The organism is Candidatus Paceibacterota bacterium (assembly GCA_035452965.1).
Lineage (GTDB): Bacteria > Verrucomicrobiota > Verrucomicrobiia > Limisphaerales > UBA8199 > UBA8199.
This window is the reverse complement of record DAOTCE010000002.1, coordinates 76,656-102,773: the sequence shown is the minus strand read 5'-3', so window position 1 is coordinate 102,773 and position 26,118 is coordinate 76,656. Positions and strand designations below refer to the sequence as shown.

The window sequence follows — 26,118 nt, the reverse complement described above, 5'->3', positions numbered from 1 at the left end:
GCCTTCCGGCGTAACCCCCGCCGGTCATGGAACGTCTGTTGGATCAAGCACATTTGTGCTCGTGCGGCGTTAGCCTATCTGCGAAACTGAAAACTATGACGAAGACCGCGTCGCTTCTGGCCTTCCTGGTCCTGGCGGTCCCCGGCGGGGTCGCGGCCCCGGCCGCGGCGCCCAATCCCTACGATGCCAAGGCGGACTTGGTGGCGCGGAATGCCATTGACGACGTCGTGTTTGCGCGCTTGGAGCAGCGCAATGTCCAGCCGGCAGCCATTTGCTCGGACGGTGTGTTTGTCCGGCGCGCCTACCTGGACATCATTGGCACGCTGCCAAGCGGATACGAGGCCAGGGAGTTCATCCTGGACCGGTCGTCGGGCAAGCGGCGCGCGCTGATTGACCGGCTGCTGGAGCGGAACGAGTTTGCCGACTACTGGGCGATGCGCTGGAGCGACGTGCTGCGCATCAAAGCCGAGTTCCCCATCAACCTCTGGCCCAACGCCGCCCAGGCGTATCACCGCTGGGTTCGCACCTGCCTCAAGGACAATGTCCCCTACGACCAGATGGTTCGGCAGATGCTCACCGCCAGCGGAAGCAACTTCCGCGTGCCGCCGGTGAACTTCTACCGCGCCATGCAGAACCGCCAGCCGGAGGGCATCGCGCAAACTGTCGCGCTGACCTTTATGGGCGCGCGGGTGGACAAGTGGCCGAGGGATCGCCTGGCGGGCATGGCGGCCTTCTTCGCAAAGGTCGGCTACAAAGACACCGCCGAGTGGAAGGAGGAGATCATCTTATTCGATCCCGGCAAGACCAACGCCGTGCCGATGGCAGCGCCCGTCTTCCCGGACGGCACCCCCGCGCGCCTGTCGCCCGACCAGGATCCGCGCGAGGTATTTGCGAACTGGCTTATTGACCCGAAGAATCTCTGGTTCACGCGGAACATCGCCAACCGCGTCTGGGCCTGGCTGCTGGGGCGGGGCATCATCCAGGAACCGGATGACATCCGCCCCGATAACCCGCCCTCGAATCCCGAACTGCTGGCGTTGCTGGAGCGCGAGCTGATTGCCGGCCATTATGACCTGAAGCCATTCTACAGGTTGATTCTCAACTCGAAGACTTACCAGCTCTCTGCCATTCCCAAGGCCGCCACGGCCGAGCCAGACGCCGACTTCGCGCATTATCCCCTGCGCCGGCTCGACGCGGAGGTGCTGATTGACGCCCTGAACAAGATCACCGGCGGCACCGAAAACTATTCCAGCGCCATCCCCGAGCCGTTTACCTATATCCCGGCAAACGTCCGCTCGATTACGCTGGCGGACGGCAGCATTACCAGCAGCTTCCTCGAGATGTTCGGCCGTTCGTCCCGCGACACTGGCCTGGTCGCCGAGCGCAACAACCGCCCCACCGCCGAGCAGCGCCTGCATCTGCTCAATTCCAGCCAGATGCAGCGCAAGATCGAGGCGAGCCCCATGATCAAGAACCTCACAGTGGCCAGCAACGGCCCGCGCGAAATCGCCACCGGCATGTACCTCGGCATCCTTTCGCGCTTCCCGACCGAGACGGAGTTGAAGATTGCCGAAGACTACTTCCAGTCCGGCAAACTCTCCCGTCGTGAAGCCGCGGTGGACCTGGTCTGGTCGTTGATCAACAGCGCGGAGTTTCTCTACCGGCACTGACACAACGCAATGGAGCAACACATGAACAAGTCGCAGCCTCACCATGCTGAGCCGTCCAATTCCCCGCCGGGCGGCCATAACCCGGCCCAAGCCCAGGCATCCATGTCCCGGCGCGAAGCGGTCCAACGCACGCTCGCGGGCGCCGCGGGTTTGCTGCTCACCAACTGTCTGAGTGCGCGCGCACTGCAAGCGGCCCAGGCCAAATCGCCAGCGGTCGAATCCGCCACCGCACCCGCCACGAAGGGCAAAGCCAAAGCCGTCATCCAGATTTGGATTTGGGGCGGCCCCTCGCACCTCGACACCTTCGACCCGAAACCGGAGGCTGGCAACGATTACTGCGGCCAGTTCACTAACCCGATCGAGACCAGCGTGCCCGGCATCCGGATCAACGAACTGCTGCCGCTACTGGCGAAACATGCCGACAAGTACTCCATCATCCGCAGCATGACCCACGGCATCAACAGCCATGAAACCGCCGCCTATATGGTCCAGACCGGCTGGCCGCCCGGCGGCCGGGTGGTGTATCCGTCGGTCGGTGCGGTGGTCTCGTTCTTCAAGGGCCGCGATGCGGGCTACAAAGGCCTGATACCGCCCTACATCGTGCTGACCCAATTGCAAGGGCGTTTTTCCGAGGCCGGCTTCCTGGGAGCGCGCTACAAGCCTTTTGCCACCGGCGGCGATCCGGCACAAGCGCGCTTCGCGGTCGAAGGCGTGGTCGCCCCCGGCATCTCCGACAAGCGGCAGCAGGACCGGCGCGAATTGCTCCGCCGGCTGAACACGCTGGAGCACGCCTTGCCCGGCGATGCGCAACTGGCGACCTCCGCGCAGTGCGAGAAAGAGGCCTACGACCTGATCCTGGGCGACGCGGGCAAGGTGTTCGACCTGTCGCAGGAGAAGGACGCGGTCCGGGACAACTATGGGCGCACCACGTTCGGGCAGTCCTGCCTGATGGCGCGGCGCCTGGTCGAGCGCGGCGTTCCCTACGTCACCATCAACTACAGCGGCTGGGACATGCACAAGGGGATCTTCCAAACCTTGCGCCAAAGACTGCCGCAGATGGACCGAGGCATGGCCGCGTTGCTGCAGGAACTGTCCGAGCGCGGTCTGCTCGACAGCACCATTGTCTGGTGGAGCGGCGAATTTGGCCGCACACCCAAAATCCAGTGGGAACCGCCCTGGAACGGCGGACGCGGCCACTATGGCAAGGTCTTTTCCGCGGTGCTGGCCGGCGGCGGTTTTAAAGGCGGCCAGGTGGTCGGGGCCTCCGACGCCAAGGGAGAAACCGTCAAGGATCGCCCTGTCTATCCGTGCGACGTCATCGGCAGCATGTATCAGTTGCTGGGCATTGATCCGGACGCCAAGCTGCCCCACCCGCAGGGACTCACGGCGCGTCTCACCCCCGCCGCCACCGACGATGTGCCCTCGGGGGGCCGCCTGAGGGAGATCATGTAATGGCCCAGAGTCGCCCAATTCCGCAACTCTGCGCCGCGCTGGTGGTGTTTCTCGCGCTTGCCCCTTGGGTCCGCGCCCAGCCTACCGGCCCGCGCATCGGCTACGTCTTTCCCGCCGGCGGCCGGCAGGGCGCTACCTTTCAAATCGCCGTCGGCGGTCAGTATCTCCGGGACGCCACCAGCGCCTATATTTCGGGCGGTGGGGTGCGGGCCGTTTTCGTCGAGTTCTCGCGTCCTATGACACAGAAAGAGTTCAACGATGGGCGCGACAAGCTGCGCGAGTTGCAGCAAAAACGGCTGGCTGCCGCTCGCAACAGCCGGAAGCGCGGCGGCAGAGGCGGTTCGCCCAGCGGCACCAATGTTGTCTGGACTGCCGCGGATGAGAAGATGGCCGCGGATCTCCGGCGGAGGATGTTCCTCTTTGCCCCCAAGCGAAACCCGAATCCCGCAATCGCCGAAACCGCCACCTTCCGCGTCACACTGACCGACGACGCCGAACCGGGCGAACGGGAACTGAGGCTCGCCACGCCGACTGGGCTGTCAAGCCCGCTCCGTTTCTGGGTCGGCCAACTGCCCGAGTTCACCAAGCGCCAGACCATGACCGTCCCCGACGAGGCCTCCTTCAGGCAATTGCGTTTCAATAATGAGCAGAAGGCGGTCGCGCCCTTCGAGATGACCATCACCTTACCGGCAATCATCAACGGCCAGGTCCTGCCCGGGGGCGTGGACCGCTACCGGTTCCAGGCGCGCAAGGGCCTGCAACTGGTCGTCGCCGCCACCGCGCGCGAGCTGATCCCCTACTTGCCCGATGCTGTGCCCGGCTGGTTCCAGGCGGCCCTGGCGCTCTACGACTCCAAGGGCCGGGAATTGACGCACGCCGATCACTATCTGTTCCATCCCGACCCCGTCTTTCACTATGAAATACCCAGCGACGGCGAATACGTGGTCGAGATCCGGGACTCCATTTACCGCGGCCGCGAAGATTTCGTCTATCGCATCGCCGCAGGCGAGCTGCCCTACCTCACCAGTGTCTTCCCGCTCGGCGGGTCGGCTGATGCCCGGACCACCGTCGAACTCAAGGGCTGGAACCTCCCCACAACCAGCCTCACCCTGACTAACGGCGAACCGGGCATCTATCCGCTGCACGCGGGCAAGGACGACAAAATAATCAACAACCTGCCGTTCGCGGTGGACAACCTTCCCGAACGCATCGAACAGGAACCGAACAATTCGGCCGCCACCGCCCAGCCGGTCACCCTCCCCATCATCGTCAACGGCCGCATAGAGCAGTCGGGGGAGTGGGATGTGTTCCGCTTCACCGGCCATGCCGGGGATGCTATTGTGGCGGAGGTTTATGCCCGCCGCCTGGATTCCCCGCTGGACTCCGCGCTCAAGCTCACCGATGCCGGCGGCAAGCAACTCGCCTTCAATGACGACCACGAGGACAAAGGGGCCGGCCTGGACACGCATTACGCGGACGCTTACCTCACCGCCACGTTGCCTGCCGACGGGACCTACTATATCCACCTCGGCGACGCGCAGCGCCAGGCTGGGCCTGAGCATGCCTATCGCCTGCGCCTCAGCGCGCCCCGGCCCGACTTCGCCCTGCGCGTCGTTCCCTCCAGCCTGAGCGTGCGCGGCGGCGCCTCCACGCCCCTGACCGTCTATGCTCTCCGCCGGGACGGCTTCACTAATGAGATCACGCTCTCCCTGCCGGACGCCCCCCCGGGCTTCAAGTTAAACGGCGCCAGGATCCCGGCGAATCAGGACCAGGTGCGTCTCACACTCCAGCCGCCGCCGACCCCAACTGACGCCCCGATCCACCTCGTGCTGGAAGGCCGGGCCTTTGTCCGCGGTCGCCCGCTCGTCCACTCCGCCGTGCCCGCCGAAGACATGATGCAGGCGTTCGCCTACCGGCATCTGGTGCCCGCCCACGAATTCGCCGTCACCATAGCCGGGCGCTTCATGAACCGAGCGCCGCTCAAAGTCCTCAGCCCCACCCCGGTGAAGATTCCCGCTGGCGGAACCGCCCGCGTGCGCATTTCGGCGCCGGCCGGAGGCTTCGCGAACCGATTCCGGCTGGAGCTGAACGAGCCCCCGGAAGGGATCACGCTCGGGAGGGTATCGCCCGGAAGCGAAGTCACGGTGCTCGAGTTGTGCAGCGATGCCGCCAAAGCCAAGCCCGGTCAAAAGGGCAACCTGATCGTCAATATTCTCCCGGGCCAGGCGCCCTCCGCATCGACCAAGAACAAGAAGAAGGCACCCGCGCCACGCGCCGCTGTCGGCACCCTGCCCGCCATCCCGTTCGAGATTACCCAGGCGCTTAACGAGAACTGAGCGCGGGGCGGACGGCGCCCCCCAGGGCTCAGCAGATGTGCTGCTGCCGGAGCACGCGGATGCGGTCGCGCAACTGGGCGGCGCGCTCGAATTCCTGCCGGTCAATCGCGCGGCGCAGTTGATGCTCCAACTGCTCCAGCTCGGACAGGGGGCGGTTCTTCTGTATTTGCGACTCCAGCTCGCGCAATGCCATGAGGGAGCGCTCCCGCTCGAAGGTGAAGGTCTCGTCCTCAATCTCCGCAAGCCCTTCGATCTTTTGGATGGCGTCCCGGGCGATCTTCAGCGCTTGGTCGTAGGCGCCCTTTTCCATGGTCTGCATGACGGCGGCGCTGGCGTTGACCCGCAGGATGTAGGGGCGCCACTTTTCCATGAATTGCTGGTCCTCCTCGCGCCGGGCGTAGCGGTGCAGGAAATCAAACGCGCGGAGGTTGCGCGCGGTGTCGCGGATGGTGCGCGCCCAGTCCTTGAGCTGAAACAGCCGCACGTAGCGGAAGTAGTAGAGCGTCCCTTCGTGAAAAAGCTCGCCGCACTCCTGCGGGCTGAGCGCGAACTGGTCTTCGCGCCCGGCGAACTTGGCCTGGTTAAGCCGATGCAGGTGGTACTCCAGCGCGGATTCCATCCCGTGCGGGCGGAGGCCGTCAGGCCGGTCATCCAGCTCGTATTGCTCGATCCCCAGCGGCGTGCGCACCTGAAGAATCTCCCGCCCGTCGTCGCCGCGCACGATGCGCGCGTCGTTTTCCGGGTCGAACGGCCAGCCCGTCAGGATTCGGCGCAGATCAACGGAATCGCTCATGTTGCTTGATCTAGTATGAACTAATTGAAGCGACATTCAACGGAATCTTGCTGCAGGAATGAGGGAGCCCCGCGTGATTGCGTCAGGAGATCTGCCAGCTCCTGGTTAGGGGAGAGCCAACAGAGCGGTGAAGGTGTATAACGACTTGACGGTGGCAACAGCGAGTGGTTGGCTGGCGGTATGTCAGGCGAAGCAATTCGGGCCCGGCGGGAGGACCTGCTGGTGGTGGCCGCCATTGGGCTGTTTGCCGCCGTCCTGTGCTTTGCCGGCACCAAGCTGGTGGAGAGCTGGGACTACGTGCAGTTTCTGGGGCCGAACCTGCAGTTTCTGAGGGAGGCCGTGCAGGAAGGGCGGTTGCCGTTATGGAACCCTTACATCGGTCTGGGGCGGCCATACCTGGCAGACACACAGATGCTGGTCTTCTATCCGCCTGTCTATCTGATTTGCCTGGGGCAGGGACTCGGGAGCTTTCTGCTGGTCTGGCTGCACTGCGCACTGGGTGTGTTCGGCATGAGGGCGCTGGGAGGGGCGCTCCAGGTGGGGCGCTGGCAGAGCTATTTCATGGCGGCCTGTTATCTGGGGAGCTGCTCCTTGACCGCGCGGTGGATGACGGGGCAGGTGCACTATTGCTGGGCACTTTGCTATGTCCCAGCGTTGTTTTATTGTGCTTTGCGGACGGAAGGACCTTGGCGGTGCGAGCGAATCGGGTGGCACGCCCTGTTGCTGGCGCTGCAGTTTCTATGCGGTCACCCGCAGGTGTTCTGGTTCACGGGAATTGGCCAGGGGGTATTCATTCTCGGCCGGGCGGTGCGGCTGCCGTTGGGCCAGGCGCTGCTGGACGCCGTGCGGAGCCTTGGCCAACTGGGAGCGGCGGGTATCTGGTGCACAGGGCTGGTGGCCATGGTGCTGCTGCCCTTCCTCGAGCTGGCGAAGCAGGGCAACCGGTATAGGGCGTCGCCGGCGTTTGCAAATTACTTTAAGCTCGAGTGGGCTGAGTTTGAAAGCCTACTTAGTCCTCTCGGAATCTGGGGGGGCCGCGAGTGGGTTACTTGGGAGACAACCCTTTACTTCGGTCCAATTGCATTGGTATTCGGGCTGGCAGGATTGTGCCGGTTGCGCGAGCACAGCGTGCGCGGCCTGCTAGCAGTGGTCATCGTTGCCTTACTGCTGGCGCTGGGCGACAACACGCCGTTCTTTCCACTGTTCTACAAGTGGCTGCCCGGCTTCAGTGGGTTTAGGATACATCCGCGCGAGGCTGTGCTGGCGGTGCTAGCGTTGATCTGTGCCGCCGGGATTTGGCTCAGCCGGCCGCACCCCCGTCTCCGGGCCCTGTGGAGACGCAAGTTCGGCACCCCGGTTTCGCCTGTCTTGGTCGGGGCGGTTTTATTGCAGGGGCTTAGCCTGGTCTATGGCACGTGGATCATCAAGCAGGCCTGCAACTACACCGTTATCTTCAAAGTGCGACCGGACCATTCGTTTCAGCGGGTTCTGGCAGCGCAATTGCGCGAGGCGGGCTTACTGGAACCGGCGCAGCCGCCGCCGCGGGTGTGCGTGCCCTGGGCACTGGTCCCGGCGAACTACGCCATGGTGTATCGCTACAGCACATTCGACGCAAACTGCTCCTTGTTCCTGCGGCGTCCTTGGGAATACCTACACTCAACGCTTGGGATTCAGCCGCCTGACTTCGATAACAACTCGCTCGCCGGGGAGGTGTACGATCGCGGCCCGTTCCCATATCCCGACTTGGGACTGGTGGCGGGAGTGGACACGAGCGAATGGACGCTGCAGTTTGCATCCAACGCGGCCCCGCGGGCGTATGTAGTCTATGCGACGGAGGTAGTGGATGAGGCGGGTGGCGTTCTGAAACGTCTCGTGCAGGGGCATGATATTCACAAGAGCGCCTTGCTGGAGAAGCCCTTGTCAGATCCTCTGGCCCCTCACAGCAGCCTGCCTGGGGCGGCAGCAACCATCCGCCGTTTTGAGCCGAACTGGCTGCTGGTTGAAGTGGAAGCCAAAACGAATGGCCTGCTGGTGCTGAGTGAAGCTTGGTACCCTGGCTGGCGGGCGGAAATTGACGGGCAAACCCGGGCCTGCGTACCCGCCAACCACTGGATGAGGGCCGTCCCCGTGCCTGCGGGGCGACACCTGGTCCGGGTTTATTTCCACCAGAATTACTTGCTGCCCGGGTTGCTGATCTCGATAGCCTGCGCCGGAATGCTGCTGCTGATTCTGGCCGGGCCAAAAGAGGCAGCGGCGCCTTGCCCAACAACCGCTTCGCGAGAGAAGGTCAGGGTTACTTCGTGGCGGCGCGCAGCCAATCAAGGCTGAGGAGCCGGATGCGGAGCCGGTTGGCGGACTTGGAATCAATGCCCCGGAAGTCGAAGTAGCCCAGCAGCACCGCATCCCCCGCAAAATGAATCGCCGTGTAGCAGTACATGCCCTTCGGGTCGTCTTCCAGAAGCTTTCGCACGGGCCAGGTCCGGCCGCCATCGGAGGAGATCGCGGCGACCAGCGGCGTGCGTTTGCCCTCCGGGAACGGAAAGGCGCCGGAATGGTCGTTGAACACGGCCAGCAAGTCGTCCGAGCCGGGCAAGCGCTTCAGGCTGGCGGGAGAGATCGGCGACTTCAGGGCGGTGGCGGCGGGCGGCGGCCACGACCAGCCGGCATTGGTCGAGACGCAGCCCCATTGCGCGCCCTGGTCCGTCCGCGCCCAGGTGAACAAGTGGCCGCCGGGCAGTTCAACCACGCCCGGCTCCTGCAAGCCGGTACGGCTGGGGAGCGGCAGCACCCACCAATCGCTCGCCTCGCGCCAGGTCATTCCCTCGTCGTCCGACAGATACCAAAGGGCGATCGCGCGGGAGTCCCAAGTACGGTGGTCCCGCGGGTCGGACCGCCGCGTGCGATGGAACGCCACAGGCGCGATGAGCCGGCCCGTGCCAAGCTGGATGACCCGGTCGTTATTGAGCACAAAGTAGCCGGGCGCATCGACTACCAGCCTGGGCGCGGACCAGCTTTGGGCCTCGTCGGTGGAAATCTGCATCCAGGGCCGGCAATCGTGCAGGCTGTTCTTGATGAGGTAGAACAGCGCAATTCTGCCGCTCGCGAGGCGCAGCAGCGAAACGCTCATCACATTCTCGCGCCCGGTGTTTTCTACCACCACGCGGGGGTCGCGGTTCCAGGTTCGGCCGGCGTCGTCGGAGCAAACTGAAACAATCCGGGCCGGGCTTTCGTCCGCGCCGCCGCCATAGAACTGGGTGTAGAGGAAGAGGATGCGGCCGGACTTGAGGGTGATGAAGGCGCCTTCCGAGTTGCGAGGATTGTCTTTGGACGCTTCGATGTCGAGCACGACGCGGTTCTCGATCGCCGGCGCCCCGCACACGGCACGCGGAAGCAGCATGCCTCCCACAAAGGCCGCTGCCAGAACGATTCCGGCCTTGCGGCGAAGGCTGCTCGCATTCTTGAATCGCCGCGGATTGGCGGTGCTGCGAGGCGGGTTGGAACGTACTACTTGCATGCGGCTATGAGAGCAGGCAGGCGAACCGTTGGCAAGGGGTAGCGGCGCAAATCCCGCAGAGGGAAATGGGGTTGCGTCGCAGGAGGGCGGCGTTAACTTTGGCCTGGATATGCCTTCGACACCACTGCATGAGCTGATTCCTGTGCTGCAAGTGGCCATCGGCCCGGTCATCCTGATCTCGGGCGTCGGCCTGTTGTTGCTTACGCTCACCAACCGCTACGGGCGGACGATTGACCGCTCCCGGCTGCTGATGCGCGAGTTGCGGGAACTGGCGGGTGCGGACCGGGAGCGGCTGGAGGGACAAATTCAAATTCTCTATCGCCGGGCGCGGCTCGCGCGGCTTTCCATCCTGTTATCGGGGGTGAGCGTGCTGCTGGCGTCAGTGCTGATTATTGTGCTGTTTCTGACGGCGCTGCTGCGGTTGGACTTGGGGCTGCTGATCAGCTTGCTGTTCATCGCGTGCCTGCTGGCATTAAGCGGCTCGCTGGTGGCGTTTCTCCGGGACATGAACCTGTCGCTCGGCGCGCTGAAACTGGAGTTGGGGCATCGGCACGCACAGGATTAGCGGCCAGGGCTCCGGCCACTTAAGCGGCAGGGAGGGTTCGGCTGCCGGCCGGTGGCCGCAAGGGCACCACGAGCACCTTGTCCACGCGATGCTGGTCCATATCCAACACCTCGAAAACGTAGCCGTGCGCCTCGAACGTCTCACCTTCCCGGGGCAGGCGACCCAGGCGTTTCACGATGTATCCGGCGAGCGTCTGATACTCCTTGTTTGAGGGGTCCTCGGCCACGAAGCCCGGCAGCGCCTGCTCCACGCGCGCAATTTCAATCATGCCGTCAATCAGCCACGAGCCGTCCGGCCGCCGCGTGACCGCCGGCTTGGCCCGCTCATCCTGAGAGGGGAAATCCCCTACTATGGCCTCCATCACGTCGTTGAGGGTCACCAGACCCACGATGCCGCCGAATTCATCGGCCGCCAGCGCCAGGTGCTTGCCGCTCCTCTTGAAGGTCTCCACCAGTTGCAGCACGTTCTGCGTCGCCGGCACAACCAGCGGCGGCACCATCAAGTCTCTGAGGTTCACGCCCACCCCCGCCGCCAGGTTCGCGTAAACCGCTTTCACGGAAACCACCCCCACAACGCGGTCGCGATTGCCTTCATAAACCGGGAAGAAAGAGTGGCCGCTCACAACGATCTTGTGCCAAACCGTTTCGTGCGGGTCGTCGCGATTCAACCAGATGACTTTGGGGCGGGGCGTCATGATGTCGCGCACCATCAAGCGGTCAAGATCGAGCACGCTGGCGACGATGTCGCTTTCCACTTTCTGGAACGCGCCCGCCCGCAGCCCTTCTTGCATGAGCACTTTGACCTCATCCTCGCTCACCGTGGCCTCCTTCTGCGGCTTGATGGCCAGCAGCCGCAGCAGGCCGTCCGTGGAAAGGCTGAGGGACCTCACCAGGGGGCCGGCAACCACCGACAATGCCTGCATCGGCCCGGCGACCAGCATGGAGATTCTTTCCGGATTGCCCAGGCCGATGCGTTTGGGCACGAGTTCACCCAGCACCAGCGAGAGATAACTAATCACCAGCACCACGACACCCAAAGCGATCACGTCGCTGTAGGGGCCCAAGCCGGGCACAGCCGCCAGCGCCAAGGCGAGTTCCTCGGCAATGGTGGCGCCGCTGAACGCGCCCGCCAGGATGCCAACCAGCGTTATCCCGATTTGCACGGTCGAGAGAAATCGGTTCGGGGACTCCGCCAAGGCAAGCGCCAATTGGGCGCGCGCGTGGCCGCCTTTGGCCAACTGGCGGAGCCGGCCCTTCCGGGCGGTGACCACCGCAATCTCCGTCATGGCGAACACGCCGTTGACCCCGAGCAACAGCAAGACGACTACCATCTCAACCAGGACCTGCTTCATGGCTATACAATAGCCGCCATTTCCTTCCCCTTCACGCCTGAAAATGGTCTGGCTTCCGCCATGATCACTTTCTGCTCCCCTTTGTGGAAAATCCGGATAGCCTCCCGCGCGCAAATGCAGCATTGCGGACATTAGCGAGCACAGAGCATCTATGAACTACAAGACATTCATCGCAGAACAAGTGGCCGCCATCCGGCGCGAAGTGGGCGGCGGGATTGCCATCAACGCCCTCAGCGGCGGGGTGGACAGCTCGGCGGTCACCGTCCTGGCGCACAAGGCGCTGGGCAAGCAGTTGAAAACCATTCTCGTGGACAACGCGATCATGCGCGAAGGGGAACCGCAGCGCGTCGTGAAGATCTTTCAGCACATGGGCATCCCCGTGAAACTGGTGGACGCGCGCAGCCAGTTCCTCCGGGCGCTCAAGGGGTTGACCGACCCCGAAGAGAAGCGCCAGGCAATCACGAACACCTTCTACCGGGATGTCTTTGCCAAGGCGGTCAAACAATCGAAGGCGACCTTTCTGCTCCATGGCACCATCCTGACTGACATCGAGGAAACCGTGGCCGGCATCAAGCGCCAGCACAACATCCTGGCGCAGATCGGCATAGACCCGCAAAAGACTTACGGCTACAAAGTCCTCGAACCCCTGGCCACGCTGCGAAAGGACGGTGTGCGGCGCGTGGCCGCCTTGCTGGGCCTGCCCCAAAGCATCACGAAGCGCATCCCGTTCCCCGGCCCCGCCCTCGCGACCCGCATCGTGGGCGAGGTGACCCGCGAGCGACTGGCCACTGTGCGCAAGGCCACGGCGATCGTGGAGGAGGAACTCCAGAGTTCCGGCGCATTCCAGTACCTGGCGGTGTTGCTCCAGGATTGCGCCACCGGCATCCGCCACGGCAAACGCGAGTTTGGCCAGATCATCGTAGTGCGCTGCATTGACAGTGTGGATGCGCGCAAGGCTGCCGTGCGGGAATTGTCGTGGCCGACTCTGCACCGCCTCAGCCGCCGCATCACCGCTATCCCGGGTGTCAACCGTTGCGTTTACGATCTGACGCCCAAGCCCCCCGCCACGGTGGAATATATCTGAGCGGGGACAGAACTAAACCGCCGAAGCTAATCGTATGAAACCGAAAATCCGTATCATGCCGTGTCTGGACATGCAACATGGGCGGGTGGTCAAAGGCGTGCATTTCGTTGATATTCAGGACGCGGGGGACCCAGTCGGCTGCGCCTGGGCCTACTGCGCGGCGGGCGCCGATGAACTGGCCATGCTGGACATAACCGCCACCGTCGAAAACCGCGGCACCATGCTGGAAGTCGTCAAGCGCGTGGCGGCCGTGGCAACCATTCCCTTCACGGTAGGCGGAGGTATCAAGGATGTGGCGTCGGCTTGTGCCGTCATCGAGGCGGGAGCCAACAAGGTGTCCACCAGCAGCGCGGCGTTCCGCAATCCCAAGATCATCGCGGAGATGATCCGCGAACTGGGGGTGGAGAAGGTCACTGTAGCAATTGACGTGGACCGCAATCCGTCGCTGCCCTCGGGTTACGAGGTGTTCGTGGACGGAGGCCGCACCGCCACCGGCGCAGACGCGTTGGAATGGGCTCGCCAGGTGGCCGGTTATGGCGTGCGCTGCATTCTGCCGACCAGCAAGGCGACCGATGGCGCCCGCACCGGCTTCGATCTGCCCTTGATCCGCAAGATTGCTTCGGCCACTCAGGCGGAGGTCGTCGCTTCGGGCGGCGCAGGAGCCATGGAGCACTTCCGCGACGCCGCTGAAGCGGGGGCAACGGTGCTGCTCGCGGCGTCAGTTTTCCACTTTGGCCTCATTCGCATTCCCGAGCTGAAGCAATACCTGCAGAGCTGCGGGGTGAGCGTAATTACAACTACCAACTGACACAGATTTAATATGGGTGGCTATTTCGGCGTGGTTTCGAAGGACGACTGCGTAAACGACCTGTTCTACGGAACCGACTACCATTCACATCTGGGCACCCGCCGCGGGGGCATGGCCGTGCATCACGGCACAGGCTGCACACGGTTCATCCACGACATCAGCAACGCCCAGTTCCGTTCCAAGTTCGAGCACGACGTCCACAAGCTGAAGGGGCGGATGGGCATCGGCGTGATCAGCGACACGGAGGACCAGCCGCTGATCATCGGCTCGCACCTGGGCAACTACGCGATCGTCACGGTCGGGCGCATTGCGAACCTGGCCGAATTGGTGAAGAAGGCCTTCGGCCTGCGCTCGGCGCATTTCTCGGAGATGAGCGGCGCTGAAGTCAATCCGACCGAACTGGTAGCGCTATACATCAACCAGGGCGCAACCTTCGCCGAGGGCATCCAGATCGCCCAGGAGGCTATCGCCGGCTCCTGTTCCCTGCTGTTGCTGACCGACGGGGGCGTCTACGCCGCCCGCGACAAATTGGGCCGGACCCCCATGATCCTCGGCCGCAAAGCCGGCGCCTATGCGGCCACGCTGGAATCCTGCGCGTTCCCCAACTTGGGTTACGAAACTGTGCGCGAGCTTGGGCCGGGGGAAATTGTCCGGCTGACGCCGGAGGGCATCGAACCGGTTGCCCTGCCGGGCACCTACTGCCAGATCTGCGCGTTCCTTTGGGTTTACTACGGCTATCCGGCGTCCACCTTTGAGGGCATCAACACGGAGGATTGCCGTTACCGCTGCGGCGCGGCGCTGGCCAGGCGGGACACTGTGCCCGTGGACGTCGTCGCGGGCATTCCTGATTCCGGCACAGGCCACGCGATGGGCTACGCCCACCAGCGAGGTGTGCCGTTTCGCCGGCCGTTTGTGAAGTACACCCCCACCTGGTCGCGCAGCTTCATACCCCAGGACCAGTCCACGCGCGACCTGGTGGCGCGCATGAAGATCATCCCGATCAAGGAACTGATCCACGGCCAGCGCATGTTGTTCTGCGAAGATTCGATCGTGCGCGGCACCCAGCTTACCGACACCGTCCGGCGGATCTTCGATTGCGGGGCGAAGGAAGTCCATATGCGGCCGGCCTGTCCGCCGCTAGTGTTCGGCTGCAAGTTCCTCAACTTCTCCCGGTCCAAATCGGAGCTCGACCTGGCCGCCCGGCGCGCGATCCGCGAGATGGAGGGACAGGATGGTCCGCCGCCGCCGGAGTATGTCCAGCCCGACTCGGAGAAACACCGCGCCATGGTAGAACGCATACGCCATCGGCTGGGCTTGACCACCCTCCAGTACCAGCAGCTCGACGATCTGGTTACATCCATCGGCCTGCCCAGGGAAAAACTCTGCACCTACTGCTGGCACGGCAGAGAGTAGCCAGCGGCGCCCGCACGGGGTGAGAACCTGGCGCTAGGCGGCCGGCGTCACCGAGGAGTTCGGTTCGGGCAGCAACCTGCGCACCAGCCAGGCGGTCGCGAGGGTGATCACGGAGCCGATGAGTGTGTACCAGGGCCAGAAGATTTCGGTGCCGACGGTCTTCATCCAGAGGCCTCTGGCGCAATCGAGCTTGGGCAGAATCTGGATGGCGGTCATCACCGCCAGGGACACCGCCATGCCGGCGATCACGGGGATGCCGCGGCCTCTTTTCCAGAAGACGGCGAGCGCCAGACCGCCAAGCAGCGCGCCGCTGGTCAGGCCGCGCAGGGCAAACGCAGCGTTCAAAACAAAGGGCACCTGGCGGCTCAGAGAAGCCACGATGATCAAGGCAACGGCCCACACGACGGTGGAAATCTTGCTGAAACGCAGGAAGAAGCCCTCGCTGCGATTGGGCAGGACGTGTTTGACAAAGTCCATCGTGGAGACTGAAGCCAGGGAAGTAAGCGCCGAGCTGACCGAGCACATGGCGGCGGAGAGAATGGCGACAATCAGGAACCCCTTCAGCAGGTGGGGCACTTCTGTCATCATAAAGATGGGGAAGATGAAGTCGTTGGCGGCGATGCCGGAGCCGGGCCGGGTTTCGGGAAGCGGGATCTGGAAGGGATGGCCCTGGTAGAAGACCCAGAGCATCGCGCCGACCAGCAGGAAGATGAGGAAGAGGGGGAAGATAATGACGGCGCTCAAGACGAGGGCTTTGCGGCCGTCGGCGACGGTTTTGCAGGCCAGCACTCGTTGGACGATTAACTGTTCCGCGCCGTGGGAGGATAGCACCATCACCGTGCCGCCGATGACGCCCATCCAGATGTTGAAGGGCTTGTCCAACAGGAATTGGATGAGGGAGGCCCCGGCCGGGGGTGTGGCGTTGAGCCAGTGGAGCTTGCCCGCCTCAGCGGCCCTGGAGAATACCGCGCCGACGCCGCCGTCCACCAGCGTGGGGATGTAGCAGAGGGCGAAAACGCCGCCGAGCAGGAACAGGGCGAATTGCACGGCATCAGTCCAGATCACGGCCTTGACACCACCGACGTAAGTGTAAAGCAGGGAGAGGATCACGAATAGCAGGATGGCGCCGAGGATGGGATCGCCGGTGCCGAACCCGAGGACCTTGTCGCCGAGCATCAGTTTCACGGGAATGCTGGCGACATAGACGCGCACGCCGGCGGCCAGCGTTTCGCTGATGAGGAAGAAGCCGCCGGCGGTCTGGCGGGCCGAGGGCCCAAAGGTGTTGGCAAACAGCTGGTAGGGCGAGTAGATCTCACCTTTGAAGTAATGGGGCACCAGGACGATGGCCAGGATGATGCGGGCGATGACGTAGCCAATGATCATCTGGATGAAGGCAATGTTGCCGCCGTAGGCCATCGCCGGCACCCCGATGATCGTCAGCGCGCTGGTTTCGGCGGCAACGATGGACAGTCCTATGCCCCACCAGGGGACGTTCTTGCTGCCGAGGAAGTAGTCGCGCGTGTTGTGCTGGTCTTTGCCGAACCAGAGGCCGAGGGCGATGATGCCCAGCAGATAGAGGAGGATGATGACCCAGTCGCCGACGCTGAAGTAGCTATTCATGCAATCAAGTATCCCCATTAAGGAGGAGCGCGGGCGTCCCCGCGAGCCCAAATATTGCGGCAAGAGCCGCACGGGCGCATCCTGCCAGCGCTGCAGCCCCTGGCGACGATGTGCTTATGATCCGCGCCTGGGCTGCGCGGAGGCCGGCTGCGACAGCAGCATCTCGACCGCGCCGGGGAGAGGGAGGCAAAGGGCATCGAACAAGGCGCGGCATTGGTGTTCGGACAAGGCCAGGCTGCGGGCGGCGGAGTGAATGAAGCCGCGGATGATCTGGTGCGCGTAGCCGAGCAGCCCTTGCCGCAATGGGAGCGAATAGACTGAGAGTGTGAGGCCGTAAACCAGGGTGTGCCACCCGCGGGCCCGGCCGCTCTCGACCGCCCGCAGGTAGCGTTGCACGACGCGCTCGTCGCGCAGGGGCCGGAGCTTGCGCAATTCGAATTGCCCAACGCGGTGGCTGGCCAGGGCGAAGTGGCGGAGGAGAGGTTCCCCGCCGAGGCGGCCGTCAAACTCGACCAGCTCGCGCACCTCGTGACGGGACGCGTGGCCGTGGGCGCATTGGATGGCCGGAAGCTCGAAGGGAAGGAGAATGTGCGTCTGGTATTCCCGCAGGAAATGCCGGAGCGCGGTCAGGTTATGCACCGGCGCCAGGCGCAGGGTGGCGGACACCGAGCTGAGCGTGACGAGCCCGTTGGCGGAGCCAAGCTGGTCGGCCAGCGGATGCCAGTCGCCCAGCCACTCGGCCGCGTCGTTCAGCGCCAGTTGTGTTTGCGTGACCATGCTGCAGGTCGGCAAGTCCGGTCCAACGGATCTGGATGCTCGCCATATCGCCCTTAAGTTGACCCGCCGACGGGGCCAAGGCCAGCAGGAAAAGCGGCTCCGGCAGGCTCTTGCAATCCCCCGGGTGGAGGCGCATAATGGTAACCTGCGGTTCAGTGCCAGTAGAATATGACGTTACCCTGCTCAAAGCGTGGCCGGCCTCTTTTTGCATTCTGTGCTGTGCTTTTGCTTGCGGCTTCACGCCTTCCCGCCCAATCGCCACCGGTGCTGAGTGGGCAAGTGTCCAATGGATGCGTGAGAATGAGCATCACTGGCGATCCCGGCAGCGCCTGCACGATTCAATACCGCACCGGCCTTTCACCCGCGAGCGCCTGGCAGTTCCTGACCAACCTGACGGTGCTGTCCAACAGCCCCGGTCCGGTGGTGGAAACGGGAGCCTTCACCGCCCTGCGCTTCTACCGGGCATTTTCCCAGCAACTGCCGACGAACGTGGTTCCCCAAACGGGCATGGTGTGGATTGCGCCCGGCTCGTTTGTCATGGGCAGCCCTACCAACGAGGTGCTCAGACTTGCGAATGAACTCCAGCACACCGTGACACTGACGAAGGGGTTTTACATGGGCAAGCACGAGGTGACGCAAGGAGATTACCTGGAGTTGATCGGGAGCAATCCAAGCCGCTTTACCACGCAGGACTTTCATGGGAACCCGATTGACCCGGACTTGAGCCGGCCGGTGGAGCAGGTGAGTTGGAACGACGCAACAAACTACTGCGGGTTGTTGACGAGCCGCGAGCAAGCAGCGGGGCGAGTGCCTGCCAACTGGGTGTATCGTCTGCCGAGCGAGGCCGAGTGGGAATACGCGTGCCGGGCGGAAACAACGAACGCCTTCCATTTCGGGAGCGCGATTCATGGCGGAATGGCGAACTTCCAGACCAGGTACGAATACGACGCCGCCAGCGGAGACATCCATATTCCCAACCCCGCGATTCCGTGGCTGGCTCGCACAACGACGGCAGGCAGCTACCTGCCGAATGCGTGGGGGTTGCATGACCTGCACGGGAATGTGCATGAGTGGTGCCAGGATTGGTTTGGATCATACCCTGAAGGGAATGCCATTGATCCGCAAGGTCCGCCCTCGGGCTCGGGCCGCGTGTTCCGCGGCGGCAGTTGGGACTACTGGGGCCGGTTCTGCCGGTCGGCGTCGCGCTACAGCCTGGCTCCGTACCGCTCGTACGACTACATCGGGTTCCGGGTTGTTCTTGCTCCGGCTCAGTCGTAAATCCAACCGCCGACCGAACCCGCGTTTCAACAAAACTGACCGGCGCGCAAAAGGAGCAGTTCAAGCCGATCCGCCAGGAAGTCGCGTCCAGGTTCAAACAGGTGTTGGATGCCGGGCGCTACGGCAAGCGGGGGAAGAATCCTAATCCGTGGCTCACTCGCGCAGCGCTGCGTATGCGCGGCCCGTGAAAAAGCAAATTCCTGCTATCCGTTGAACGTGGTGGAGGCGCTCAGCAAACAGCGGCAGTGGGGACACCAGAAGGCCGTAATGCTCGTTAGCCAGCCCCGCCGCTTGAACTTGAACTCCCGCAGTTCCTTCCTGCAATGAGGGCAGATGGGCCATTCGTCCTCTTTGGCCTCGGTATAGGTCAGTTTGGCTTTCATAGTTATCCGGGTTAACGCTGCCAGAGACCATAGTCCACCGCCTGAAGGCGGGCCATTACAAATCCCCGCCGGCATTGGAGCCGCTCCAGGTTGTTTGGCAAATTGGGGCAGGCATGGACGCCTGCCCCGCGCTGATACCTGTGCGGCTTGCGCGAAGGTGTGCGCCTAAACGCACACTTCCCGGAGCTGGAGAGAATGCGTAGGGTCGGCTTTATGAACATAGGGATGTTCAGGCCGCACTGCTCGTTCCTACCCCTGGCAGGTTCCAGTATATCTATCGATTAACCACAACCCAACTGAAAGGACGATCAAATGCAGATAACTTTCCCCAGGCCCCCTTTGTTTTTACCGCTGGTATTATTACTCATTCTCCCGGACCTCACCCGAGCCGAGACCGCCGTCCAGGCGTGGGTCCAACGCTACTATGGGGGTTATGGCCGCCCTACTGTCGCGGTGGATGGCAGCAACAACGTGATCGTGGCTGAAGCTTTGGGATGGCTCTTTGGAGCCGCGACAATCAAATATTCGAGCGTGGGCGTGCCACTCTGGACCAACCGCTACAATCAAAACGAGGGGGAATGGACCAGTTACCCCACCGCTATGGCAGTGGACGCCGACGACAGCGCGATCGTCACGGGGTATTCGCAAGAGTGGTATGGCGGCGCAGCCGGCTGGACGGTCAAGTATTCGAGTTCCGGCGTTCCACTGTGGACTAACCGTTACGGCGTCGATCTGTTTGGAGGTTATGGGATTGCCAACGCGGTGGCCGTGGACGGCAGCAACAACGTGATCTGCACATACGATTACACGACGGTTAAGTATTCGAGCGTGGGGGTGCCGATCTGGACCAATCTTTTCGGGCTACCGGCCTCTGATGGATTGGCGACGGGTGTTGTGGCGGACGGTAGCAACAATGTGATCGTGACGGGATTTTTGTATGGCTCCCCTGGATTCGCGACGATCAAGTATTCCAGCGCCGGCACGCCGCTCTGGACCAACCGCTGCGGACGCAACTACGACCCGCGGCTAGACGACGCCCAGGATGCGATGGCCGTAGCGGTGGACGGCAGCAACAACGTAATCGTGATGGCGTATTCCGGGGGCGGTGGAAGCTCGTATGATTACGCGACGATCAAGTATTCCAGCGCGGGTGTGCCTCTCTGGACCAATTACTACAACGGGCCCGGAAATGGAGATGACTACCCCCGGGCCTTGGCCGTGGACGCCAGCAACAATGTGATCGTGACGGGGGCTTCCGGCCCTGCGCTTTCCACCAACTACGCGACGATCAAATACTCGAGCGCGGGCGTGCCGCTTTGGACCAACCGCTATAGCAGTCCCGGGAGCACCAATGACTGTGCGCAAGCAGTGGCGGTGGATGAGAACAACAACGTGATCGTGACAGGCTATTCCATGGGCTCCGGAACCTCCTATGACTACACGACGATTGGTTATTCGAGCGCCGGCGCGCCGCTTTGGACCAACCGCTACAACGGGCCGGGCAACAGCAGCGACTACCCCGCAGGGATGGCGGTTGATGGGAACGGCGACGTCATCGTCACGGGATACTCAACCAGCAGCGGAAGCCCGCCCGGCTCCTTTGCCACCGTGAAATACTCCTTCCCGCTGTTGCTCACCCAATCCAGACCGACCGCTGGTGGCTTCGAGATGCTGGTGGACAATCTCCAGCCCGTCGCGCTGGTGATCGAGGCGGCTGGCAATCTCTCCGCGATCTCACCGGACTGGTCGCCCGTTTTCACCAACACCATGCCGACCAATGGGCTGACCTACACCGATACGGAGGCCGGGAGCTTGCCGGCGCGCTTCTACCGGGCCGTCCAGTCCCCGTAATCCCGGAAGGGCGCAGATCAACCATTGATGGGCTGAGACCAACTGACCGTGGTTGGAGCAGCAACGATAAGTCCAGGACATTAGCGGGACGTTTGTGCGTGAAATCGCAAATTCCCTGACGTATTGCCGGCCCACAGCCCGGAATCCAACCTGGCCAGCATCGGTTAGAATCGTCTCACCGGGCACTTGGGCTCAAGACCTGCGCCGCAAGCCGGGTGTTTCCGGTCAAAACCATCACCTGCCGCCCCAACTATCGGCTCCGCCCATCCCCCAGGCCTGAGGCACTTCACGCCCAAGCCAAATACGGCAATGAGACGGTGACAATCCGGCGGGGCCCCGGTGTGGTTCCCATGGGGGTCGGGCCCCATGGGAACCACACCGGGACATAACGGGTGTCACAGCGTTGTCACACCGGGGCGGCTATTGGGTCCAGGAATAGGGGGTTATAATGAAGGATTGCGGTCCTTTGTGCTGCTAATCCGCCTTGGAAAGCAGCCCCACAACCGGAAAGCGGCGTGTAAATGGGCGATTACTGCCCCGGGGGCATGTGCCTGGCCTCACCTGGGGCTTGGGCCGGGGTCGAGGTCGGCCTTGATATCGTAATCCCACTGGTCGAAGTAGAGGTTCTGGCCGTCCACCTCAACCTCGCCGCGCTGCAGGTCGGCCGGCTCCGAGCGCAAGGATTGCTTGGGGGGAACGAAGTCGCGGCCCCAATCAAGGTTGAAGATGGTCCGGTAGCTATCCTGATGGCCGCAGTAGAAGTCGGCGATGCGGGGGTCCTCGGATTTCTGCACGCCGTACGAGACGTCGGCGGGCAGCCAACCCCAAGGGGCGATGTAGAATTCCGCCCAGTCGTGCATGCCCCAGGAGGCGCCGGGCTTGGTTTCCAAACCGCTCTGCCAGCGGGCCGGTACGCCCGCGATGCGGCAAAGCGTTATGAAGACAGTCGCCTGCACGCCGCAATCGCCCCGGCCGGCGGTAATGCCTTTGGTGGCGAAGGAGGGAATGATGCCATATTCGTCCTCCGCGTTCCACTTGATGTTGGCGCTGACCCAGCGGAAGATCCTGCGCGCCTTGGCCAGCGGGTTGGTCTCCCGTCCGATGATGCTGGCGGCTTGCCGGCGCAACGCCGGGGCAAACACGATGTGCGGCGGGCGCTCGCCCAGGCAGGCGCCATTCCAGTCGGGCGGCAGCGGCTGCGCCTTTGCTTCATCCAGCTTGGGGTAGTAGGCGTAGGAGTTGTAGTCGAAGACTTCCTTGAACTGGATTGGTTTCGTGGGATCGGCAACCTGCTGCTCGAAGTATATGGTGCGCTGTGGAGCGCCGCCGACGGGATTGCCGTCCACCGCACTGGGGGCGATCAGCGTGGGCTCGGGTGAAGTGCTGATGAGCTTCACGTCGCGCTGCTGGCGATACTCCTGCGGGTAAGGCAGCCACACGCGCAACCGCGAGCCGGCTTTGACGCCGGGCGTGTTGGGCCGGAGCGTGAGCGTGAAGGTGAGGCGGTGGCGAATGGGGCGGACCTCGACCTGGCCAGTCCGCTCGGCTTCATCTACGATGGCTTTGAGGTGATCGGTCAGCTTCCAATTAGACTCCCGCGGTGCGTTGCCGGCCTTGGCGCGGCGGTCTTTGGCTTCGTCGCAGAAGAGGAAGATGTTCTGCGGCTCCCGGCGAAAGTAAAGTTTCTTGCCGTCAATCATGCGGTAGCGGGCGGCGCTGGCCTTCGCCCAGCGCTCGACGTCCCGGGCGGTGGCGTCGGGGATAGACCTCCTGATCTTGGCGAGGAGACCGGCGGCATCGAGGGAGTATTCGATGCGCGTGCGGCGGATGATCTCGCTGGTTTCCTGCCGGGCGCGCAGGGCCTCGGCATCGGCCCGACTGTCGGCCGCGCTCAATAACGTCTCGGCCCGGTGGAATTTGCCAGCCTTCACCAGGGCGAGGGCCTTGAGCACCACCGGGTCCCGCGAGGTAAAGGCAGTGGAGGCAGCGGGCGCCTCGGCGGCCAGGGCCGTGAGGAACGGCGCTGCCACGATGAGGATCAAGCAGGCGGGAAGAAGGGCAATTGCTTTCATATCAGTGCTGGTCTGGCTCATTAATGTTCGTCGCCGCCGCCAGTATGCAACGGGCCGGTTCAGGGTCAAGGAATTGGGCCGGCCGGGGCTGATGTCATTCAAGGCCTGCCGGCATAGAAGTAGAATTGCAGGCTGGCGTAACTCATTTTGGGCGTTTGGTTGAAGAACAGGCCCTTGACCCACTCGGCGTGGCCGTCGAGGTAGCCTTCGTTCGAGCCCTCGGGGCTGTTGCCGGCCCGGTTGAAATGGTTGACGCCGATCGTCAGAGGATTGGGATCTCCCGGCCGGCCCCACGAATTCAGATACTTGCGGTTGATGTCGGTCCACAGCAGCGGGTAATAGGCGCGGTCGGTGGTCTTGGCGGCGAAGATGGGGCGCTGGCCCCATATGGCCGCGCCGTTGGGATAAAAAGAGGGCGAGGCGTTAAAGTCAGGTTCGCCCGGCCAATAGAGATAGCCCACCACCGCCGGGTCCGTGGTCCTGACGCCGCTCTGGTAATACCAGAAGGTGTCGCGGTTCCAGCCCGCATTGTGCGGGCAGTAGAATTGGTTACGTTGGACGCGGTAGGCATTGGTGATCGTGTTCCGGAAATCAGGGCCAATCCAGTGAGGGTCCTGCTCTCCGTCTTCAGGAAAAGCGCCGCCCTTGTCGTCGGCATACATGATGCCGGCGAGCGTAAGCTGCTTCACATTGTTGAGGCACACGGTGCGCTTGGCGCGCTCCTTGGCTTTGGCCAGCGCCGGCAACAGCAGGGCGGCCAGAATGGCGATGATCGCAATCACCACCAGCAGCTCGATCAGGGTAAATCCCCAGCGCCCCTTCCCGTTCAAGTGCCAGACGCGCGACACCGGGCTGTTCATGCGGCAAGACCATAGCCACCACAAACGACGGTGGCGATGCAAATTGTCGGGTATGCATTCTCGTACTGGCACCCTGGCGGATTTCCATGTAACACTGGGCAAAACGAATACCGTGTTCATGTCCAGGCGAACTCAAGCGTTGGTCCTCGACTGCCTGCTGGCAGCGAATGTCGGCTCTGCGGCGGAACTCGCCGTCACCAACTTGCGCTGGGAGAAGCTGCCTCCAATGCCGAATCCCGCCGGTCTGGGCTCGCCTTACGCGGGCCTGAGCGGCCGCACGCTGCTCGTGGCTGGCGGAGCGAACTTCCCGGAGGCGCCGCCCTGGGCGGGGGGTAGGAAGCGCTGGTATGACACTGTCTATGCACTATCCAAACCGCAGGGTATGTGGAAAGAGGCCGGGAAACTGATTCGACCAATGGGATATGGGGTGTCGGTGACCGCTCCAGGCGGAGTCCTTTGCGCGGGTGGAAGCGACCTTGAACGCCATTACCGCGATGTGTACCTGCTGCGGCTCGCCCGGGGGGGGCTCAAAACGGAAATGCTGCCACCCCTGCCGCGACCGATGGCCAACGGTTGCGGTGCGTTGCTGGGCAACGTTCTCTATGTTGCAGGCGGCATTGAGGAACCCAATTCCACCAATACTCTGCGGACATTTTGGGCGTTGGATCTGGCGGCGGCCGCGCCGGCATGGCGTGAGCTGAAACCGTGGCCCGGCCCGGGGCGGATGCTGTCGGTGGCGGCGGTGGCGGGTGGGGATTTTTATCTTATCAGCGGCGCCAGCCTTTCCGGAGATGCGGAAGGCAAACCGGTGCGGAGTTACCTGACGGACGCCTACAGCTATCGTCCCAGCTCGGGCTGGAAACGACTTGCAGACATTCCACGGCCTGCGGTGGCGGCGCCATCCCCGGCGCCGGTCTTGCAGGGAGAGCGCATCCTGGTCATTTCGGGCGATGATGGCACAAAGCTCGGCTTCCAGCCGCTGGACCAGCACCCGGGCTTTGCCAAAGATGTGCTGGCCTACCACACAGCGAGCAACAACTGGGCGAAGGCAGGCGAAGCGCCTCGCACCCAGGTGACGGTCCCGGCGGTGCTCTGGCACGGCAGGTATGTAATCCCCAATGGGGAGATTCGGCCCGGAGTGCGCACGCCGGACGTGTGGAGCTTCAGTGCCAGCCGCGCGACGCACCGCCCCGCGGCAGCCGGCAAAAGATGAGCCGCGACGTCCTGCCGTTCACCGATTCGAAGCCGGTCGGCGCCGGCGACTTCTACTTTGCCATCAACGCCACCTTCCGGTTCATCGAGAAGGAACTCGGCCGCGAAGGGCTGCGCCGCTATTGGCAGGAGTTGGGCGCAAGACACTATGCGCCGGTTAGCGCAGCCTGGAAACGCGGAGGGTTGCGGGCGGTGGCAGATTACTGGCGCGCATTCTTCACCGCGGAGCCTGGAGCAAACGTTCAAGTGGAACCGGGTTCCGAGCAAGTGCGCCTCGACGTGCGAGTCTGCCCCGCCTTCAAACACCTGCGCGCGCACAGCCGCAGCATCGTGCCCTGTTTTTGCGAGCATTGCTACTACGTGTCTGAAGCCATGGCCGCCCCGGCGGGCCTGACGGTCCGGATTGAAGGCGGCAATGGCGCCTGCCGGCAGACTTTCCTGCAGCGTGGTCCCGGGCTGCCGCCGCAAGACATGGCCAGGATCAAGGAGGCGGCATGATCGGCGTCTACGACTTCTGCGGGCATTACGACTGGACGTTCGAATGGCTGCGCCGGCAAGCGGGCGAAGCGCTGCTGAGGCGGTTCTGGGATGAGGCTATCCACCGCGATTCGCAGCGCCACGCGGCGGCGCTGATTCAGGCGCGAGGTTTTGCCGGCATGGCGGAGTATTGGGGGCACACGCTGGAACATGAGGGTGCAGGCTGCCATACCACGGCTGGCGCGGAGGTGTTCCGGATTGATATGCATGAGTGTCCTTCCAAGGGCTTCCTGATTCGCAATGGCTTGGCCGCTTATCACGATTACTGCGACCATTGCATGGGGTGGATCGGCCCGATGATCAAGCAGGCCGGGTTTGCGGTGGATCACGAGCACAATCATTGCGGCCAATGCTGGTGGGAAATCCGGAGCTCGACGGACCATACCCCAGCCAGCGAGCCGGGCAAACTGGCTGGCTCGCAGGATGTCAGGCTGCGCACCGACTGGTGTCCAGAAGGAGTAAAGCCGGACCGTTACCGCCGCAGCAATCACCCGGACGACAAAATCGCTGAATGACGGGAGCAGCTGCCTTCCGGCTGCCGA

21 protein-coding genes are annotated in these 26,118 nt (G+C 63.2%); 13 read left to right on the top strand and 8 right to left on the bottom strand.

What is annotated here, in order from left to right; all coding sequences use genetic code 11:
• The first annotated feature begins 95 nt into the window (after positions 1 to 95).
• The 3 genes from P5205_02465 to P5205_02455 are packed head-to-tail and all read left to right on the top strand — an operon-like array spanning position 96 to position 5,458.
• Positions 96 to 1,670, top strand: a complete 1,575-nt coding sequence (locus P5205_02465; protein ID HSA09210.1) for a DUF1553 domain-containing protein — start codon at positions 96 to 98, stop codon at positions 1,668 to 1,670.
• Between the two features lie 21 nt (positions 1,671 to 1,691).
• On the top strand, positions 1,692 to 3,122 hold the full coding sequence (locus tag P5205_02460; protein ID HSA09209.1) for a DUF1501 domain-containing protein: 1,431 nt from the start codon (positions 1,692 to 1,694) through the stop codon (positions 3,120 to 3,122).
• Positions 3,122 to 5,458, top strand: coding sequence for a PPC domain-containing protein (locus P5205_02455; protein ID HSA09208.1), 2,337 nt, complete (start codon positions 3,122 to 3,124; stop codon positions 5,456 to 5,458). Before P5205_02460 ends, P5205_02455 begins: the two co-directional genes overlap by 1 nt.
• A gap of 28 nt (positions 5,459 to 5,486) precedes the next feature.
• Here the strand turns inward: P5205_02455 and P5205_02450 are convergent, their stop codons facing one another.
• The gene (locus tag P5205_02450) at positions 5,487 to 6,251 is read right to left on the bottom strand and encodes a UvrB/UvrC motif-containing protein (protein HSA09207.1); all 765 of its coding nucleotides are present in this window, start codon (positions 6,249 to 6,251) and stop codon (positions 5,487 to 5,489) included.
• A gap of 180 nt (positions 6,252 to 6,431) precedes the next feature.
• On the opposite strand from P5205_02450, the gene P5205_02445 reads away from it, so the two are divergent.
• Positions 6,432 to 8,579, top strand: a complete 2,148-nt coding sequence (locus tag P5205_02445; protein ID HSA09206.1) for a YfhO family protein — start codon at positions 6,432 to 6,434, stop codon at positions 8,577 to 8,579.
• Here P5205_02445 and P5205_02440 read toward each other — a convergent pair.
• Complete coding sequence (locus tag P5205_02440; protein HSA09205.1) at positions 8,545 to 9,765, bottom strand: sialidase family protein; 1,221 nt, start codon at positions 9,763 to 9,765, stop codon at positions 8,545 to 8,547. The genes P5205_02445 and P5205_02440 overlap by 35 nt on opposite strands.
• A 109-nt stretch (positions 9,766 to 9,874) precedes the next feature.
• On the opposite strand from P5205_02440, the gene P5205_02435 reads away from it, so the two are divergent.
• On the top strand, positions 9,875 to 10,330 hold the full coding sequence (locus P5205_02435) for a DUF2721 domain-containing protein (GenBank protein HSA09204.1): 456 nt from the start codon (positions 9,875 to 9,877) through the stop codon (positions 10,328 to 10,330).
• Between the two features lie 19 nt (positions 10,331 to 10,349).
• Here P5205_02435 and P5205_02430 read toward each other — a convergent pair whose 3' ends face one another.
• Entirely contained in the window at positions 10,350 to 11,681 is a 1,332-nt protein-coding gene (locus P5205_02430; GenBank protein HSA09203.1) for a hemolysin family protein, read from the bottom strand.
• A 151-nt stretch (positions 11,682 to 11,832) separates the two neighbouring features.
• On the opposite strand from P5205_02430, the gene P5205_02425 reads away from it, so the two are divergent.
• The 3 genes from P5205_02425 to P5205_02415 are packed head-to-tail and all read left to right on the top strand — an operon-like array spanning position 11,833 to position 14,986.
• Entirely contained in the window at positions 11,833 to 12,765 is a 933-nt protein-coding gene (locus tag P5205_02425) for an ATP-binding protein (GenBank protein HSA09202.1), read from the top strand.
• A 34-nt stretch (positions 12,766 to 12,799) separates the two neighbouring features.
• The gene (locus P5205_02420; protein HSA09201.1) at positions 12,800 to 13,573 is read left to right on the top strand and encodes an imidazole glycerol phosphate synthase cyclase subunit; all 774 of its coding nucleotides are present in this window, start codon (positions 12,800 to 12,802) and stop codon (positions 13,571 to 13,573) included.
• A gap of 12 nt (positions 13,574 to 13,585) precedes the next feature.
• Positions 13,586 to 14,986, top strand: coding sequence for an amidophosphoribosyltransferase (locus P5205_02415; protein HSA09200.1), 1,401 nt, complete (start codon positions 13,586 to 13,588; stop codon positions 14,984 to 14,986).
• A 33-nt stretch (positions 14,987 to 15,019) separates the two neighbouring features.
• On the opposite strand, the gene P5205_02410 is transcribed toward P5205_02415, so the two are convergent.
• Positions 15,020 to 16,606 (bottom strand): hypothetical protein, encoded by a 1,587-nt coding sequence (locus tag P5205_02410; GenBank protein HSA09199.1) that lies wholly within the window; start codon positions 16,604 to 16,606, stop codon positions 15,020 to 15,022.
• Between the two features lie 114 nt (positions 16,607 to 16,720).
• Positions 16,721 to 17,383: an urease accessory UreF family protein gene (locus P5205_02405; GenBank protein HSA09198.1), complete on the bottom strand. Its 663-nt coding sequence runs from the start codon at positions 17,381 to 17,383 to the stop codon at positions 16,721 to 16,723.
• 300 nt (positions 17,384 to 17,683) lie between these two features.
• On the opposite strand from P5205_02405, the gene P5205_02400 reads away from it, so the two are divergent.
• Positions 17,684 to 18,661: a formylglycine-generating enzyme family protein gene (locus P5205_02400; GenBank protein ID HSA09197.1), complete on the top strand. Its 978-nt coding sequence runs from the start codon at positions 17,684 to 17,686 to the stop codon at positions 18,659 to 18,661.
• Between the two features lie 203 nt (positions 18,662 to 18,864).
• On the opposite strand, the gene P5205_02395 is transcribed toward P5205_02400, so the two are convergent.
• Positions 18,865 to 19,044 (bottom strand): hypothetical protein, encoded by a 180-nt coding sequence (locus P5205_02395; GenBank protein ID HSA09196.1) that lies wholly within the window; start codon positions 19,042 to 19,044, stop codon positions 18,865 to 18,867.
• Between the two features lie 312 nt (positions 19,045 to 19,356).
• On the opposite strand from P5205_02395, the gene P5205_02390 reads away from it, so the two are divergent.
• Positions 19,357 to 20,895, top strand: a complete 1,539-nt coding sequence (locus tag P5205_02390) for a hypothetical protein (protein ID HSA09195.1) — start codon at positions 19,357 to 19,359, stop codon at positions 20,893 to 20,895.
• Between the two features lie 557 nt (positions 20,896 to 21,452).
• Here P5205_02390 and P5205_02385 read toward each other — a convergent pair.
• Together P5205_02385 and P5205_02380 are read right to left on the bottom strand one after the other, a co-directional pair.
• Entirely contained in the window at positions 21,453 to 22,967 is a 1,515-nt protein-coding gene (locus tag P5205_02385) for a transglutaminase domain-containing protein (protein ID HSA09194.1), read from the bottom strand.
• A 98-nt stretch (positions 22,968 to 23,065) separates the two neighbouring features.
• Complete coding sequence (locus P5205_02380; GenBank protein HSA09193.1) at positions 23,066 to 23,827, bottom strand: prepilin-type N-terminal cleavage/methylation domain-containing protein; 762 nt, start codon at positions 23,825 to 23,827, stop codon at positions 23,066 to 23,068.
• Positions 23,828 to 23,879: 52 nt separating this feature from the next.
• Here P5205_02380 and P5205_02375 point away from each other — a divergent pair, with 52 nt between their 5' ends.
• The 3 genes from P5205_02375 to P5205_02365 are packed head-to-tail and all read left to right on the top strand — an operon-like array spanning position 23,880 to position 26,091.
• Complete coding sequence (locus P5205_02375; GenBank protein HSA09192.1) at positions 23,880 to 25,040, top strand: galactose oxidase; 1,161 nt, start codon at positions 23,880 to 23,882, stop codon at positions 25,038 to 25,040.
• Positions 25,037 to 25,537 (top strand): hypothetical protein, encoded by a 501-nt coding sequence (locus tag P5205_02370; GenBank protein ID HSA09191.1) that lies wholly within the window; start codon positions 25,037 to 25,039, stop codon positions 25,535 to 25,537. The genes P5205_02375 and P5205_02370 overlap by 4 nt, the downstream gene beginning before the upstream one ends.
• Positions 25,534 to 26,091 carry a hypothetical protein gene (locus P5205_02365; protein HSA09190.1) on the top strand — a complete coding sequence of 186 codons (558 nt, stop codon included), beginning with the start codon at positions 25,534 to 25,536 and terminating at the stop codon, positions 26,089 to 26,091. The genes P5205_02370 and P5205_02365 overlap by 4 nt, the downstream gene beginning before the upstream one ends.
• Positions 26,092 to 26,118 lie beyond the last annotated feature (27 nt).

What these genes read in the sequence shown, in the direction of transcription:
- P5205_02465 (HSA09210.1), top strand. Translation starts at nt 96, where the DNA reads ATGACGAAGACCGCGTCGCTTCTGGCCTTCCTGGTCCTGGCGGTCCCC.
- P5205_02460 (HSA09209.1), top strand. Translation starts at nt 1,692, where the DNA reads ATGAACAAGTCGCAGCCTCACCATGCTGAGCCGTCCAATTCCCCGCCG.
- P5205_02455 (HSA09208.1), top strand. Translation starts at nt 3,122, where the DNA reads ATGGCCCAGAGTCGCCCAATTCCGCAACTCTGCGCCGCGCTGGTGGTG.
- P5205_02450 (HSA09207.1), bottom strand. Translation starts at nt 6,251, where the DNA reads ATGAGCGATTCCGTTGATCTGCGCCGAATCCTGACGGGCTGGCCGTTC.
- P5205_02445 (HSA09206.1), top strand. Translation starts at nt 6,432, where the DNA reads ATGTCAGGCGAAGCAATTCGGGCCCGGCGGGAGGACCTGCTGGTGGTG.
- P5205_02440 (HSA09205.1), bottom strand. Translation starts at nt 9,765, where the DNA reads ATGCAAGTAGTACGTTCCAACCCGCCTCGCAGCACCGCCAATCCGCGG.
- P5205_02435 (HSA09204.1), top strand. Translation starts at nt 9,875, where the DNA reads ATGCCTTCGACACCACTGCATGAGCTGATTCCTGTGCTGCAAGTGGCC.
- P5205_02430 (HSA09203.1), bottom strand. Translation starts at nt 11,681, where the DNA reads ATGAAGCAGGTCCTGGTTGAGATGGTAGTCGTCTTGCTGTTGCTCGGG.
- P5205_02425 (HSA09202.1), top strand. Translation starts at nt 11,833, where the DNA reads ATGAACTACAAGACATTCATCGCAGAACAAGTGGCCGCCATCCGGCGC.
- P5205_02420 (HSA09201.1), top strand. Translation starts at nt 12,800, where the DNA reads ATGAAACCGAAAATCCGTATCATGCCGTGTCTGGACATGCAACATGGG.
- P5205_02415 (HSA09200.1), top strand. Translation starts at nt 13,586, where the DNA reads ATGGGTGGCTATTTCGGCGTGGTTTCGAAGGACGACTGCGTAAACGAC.
- P5205_02410 (HSA09199.1), bottom strand. Translation starts at nt 16,606, where the DNA reads ATGAATAGCTACTTCAGCGTCGGCGACTGGGTCATCATCCTCCTCTAT.
- P5205_02405 (HSA09198.1), bottom strand. Translation starts at nt 17,383, where the DNA reads ATGGTCACGCAAACACAACTGGCGCTGAACGACGCGGCCGAGTGGCTG.
- P5205_02400 (HSA09197.1), top strand. Translation starts at nt 17,684, where the DNA reads ATGAGCATCACTGGCGATCCCGGCAGCGCCTGCACGATTCAATACCGC.
- P5205_02395 (HSA09196.1), bottom strand. Translation starts at nt 19,044, where the DNA reads ATGAAAGCCAAACTGACCTATACCGAGGCCAAAGAGGACGAATGGCCC.
- P5205_02390 (HSA09195.1), top strand. Translation starts at nt 19,357, where the DNA reads ATGCAGATAACTTTCCCCAGGCCCCCTTTGTTTTTACCGCTGGTATTA.
- P5205_02385 (HSA09194.1), bottom strand. Translation starts at nt 22,967, where the DNA reads ATGAAAGCAATTGCCCTTCTTCCCGCCTGCTTGATCCTCATCGTGGCA.
- P5205_02380 (HSA09193.1), bottom strand. Translation starts at nt 23,827, where the DNA reads ATGAACAGCCCGGTGTCGCGCGTCTGGCACTTGAACGGGAAGGGGCGC.
- P5205_02375 (HSA09192.1), top strand. Translation starts at nt 23,880, where the DNA reads ATGCATTCTCGTACTGGCACCCTGGCGGATTTCCATGTAACACTGGGC.
- P5205_02370 (HSA09191.1), top strand. Translation starts at nt 25,037, where the DNA reads ATGAGCCGCGACGTCCTGCCGTTCACCGATTCGAAGCCGGTCGGCGCC.
- P5205_02365 (HSA09190.1), top strand. Translation starts at nt 25,534, where the DNA reads ATGATCGGCGTCTACGACTTCTGCGGGCATTACGACTGGACGTTCGAA.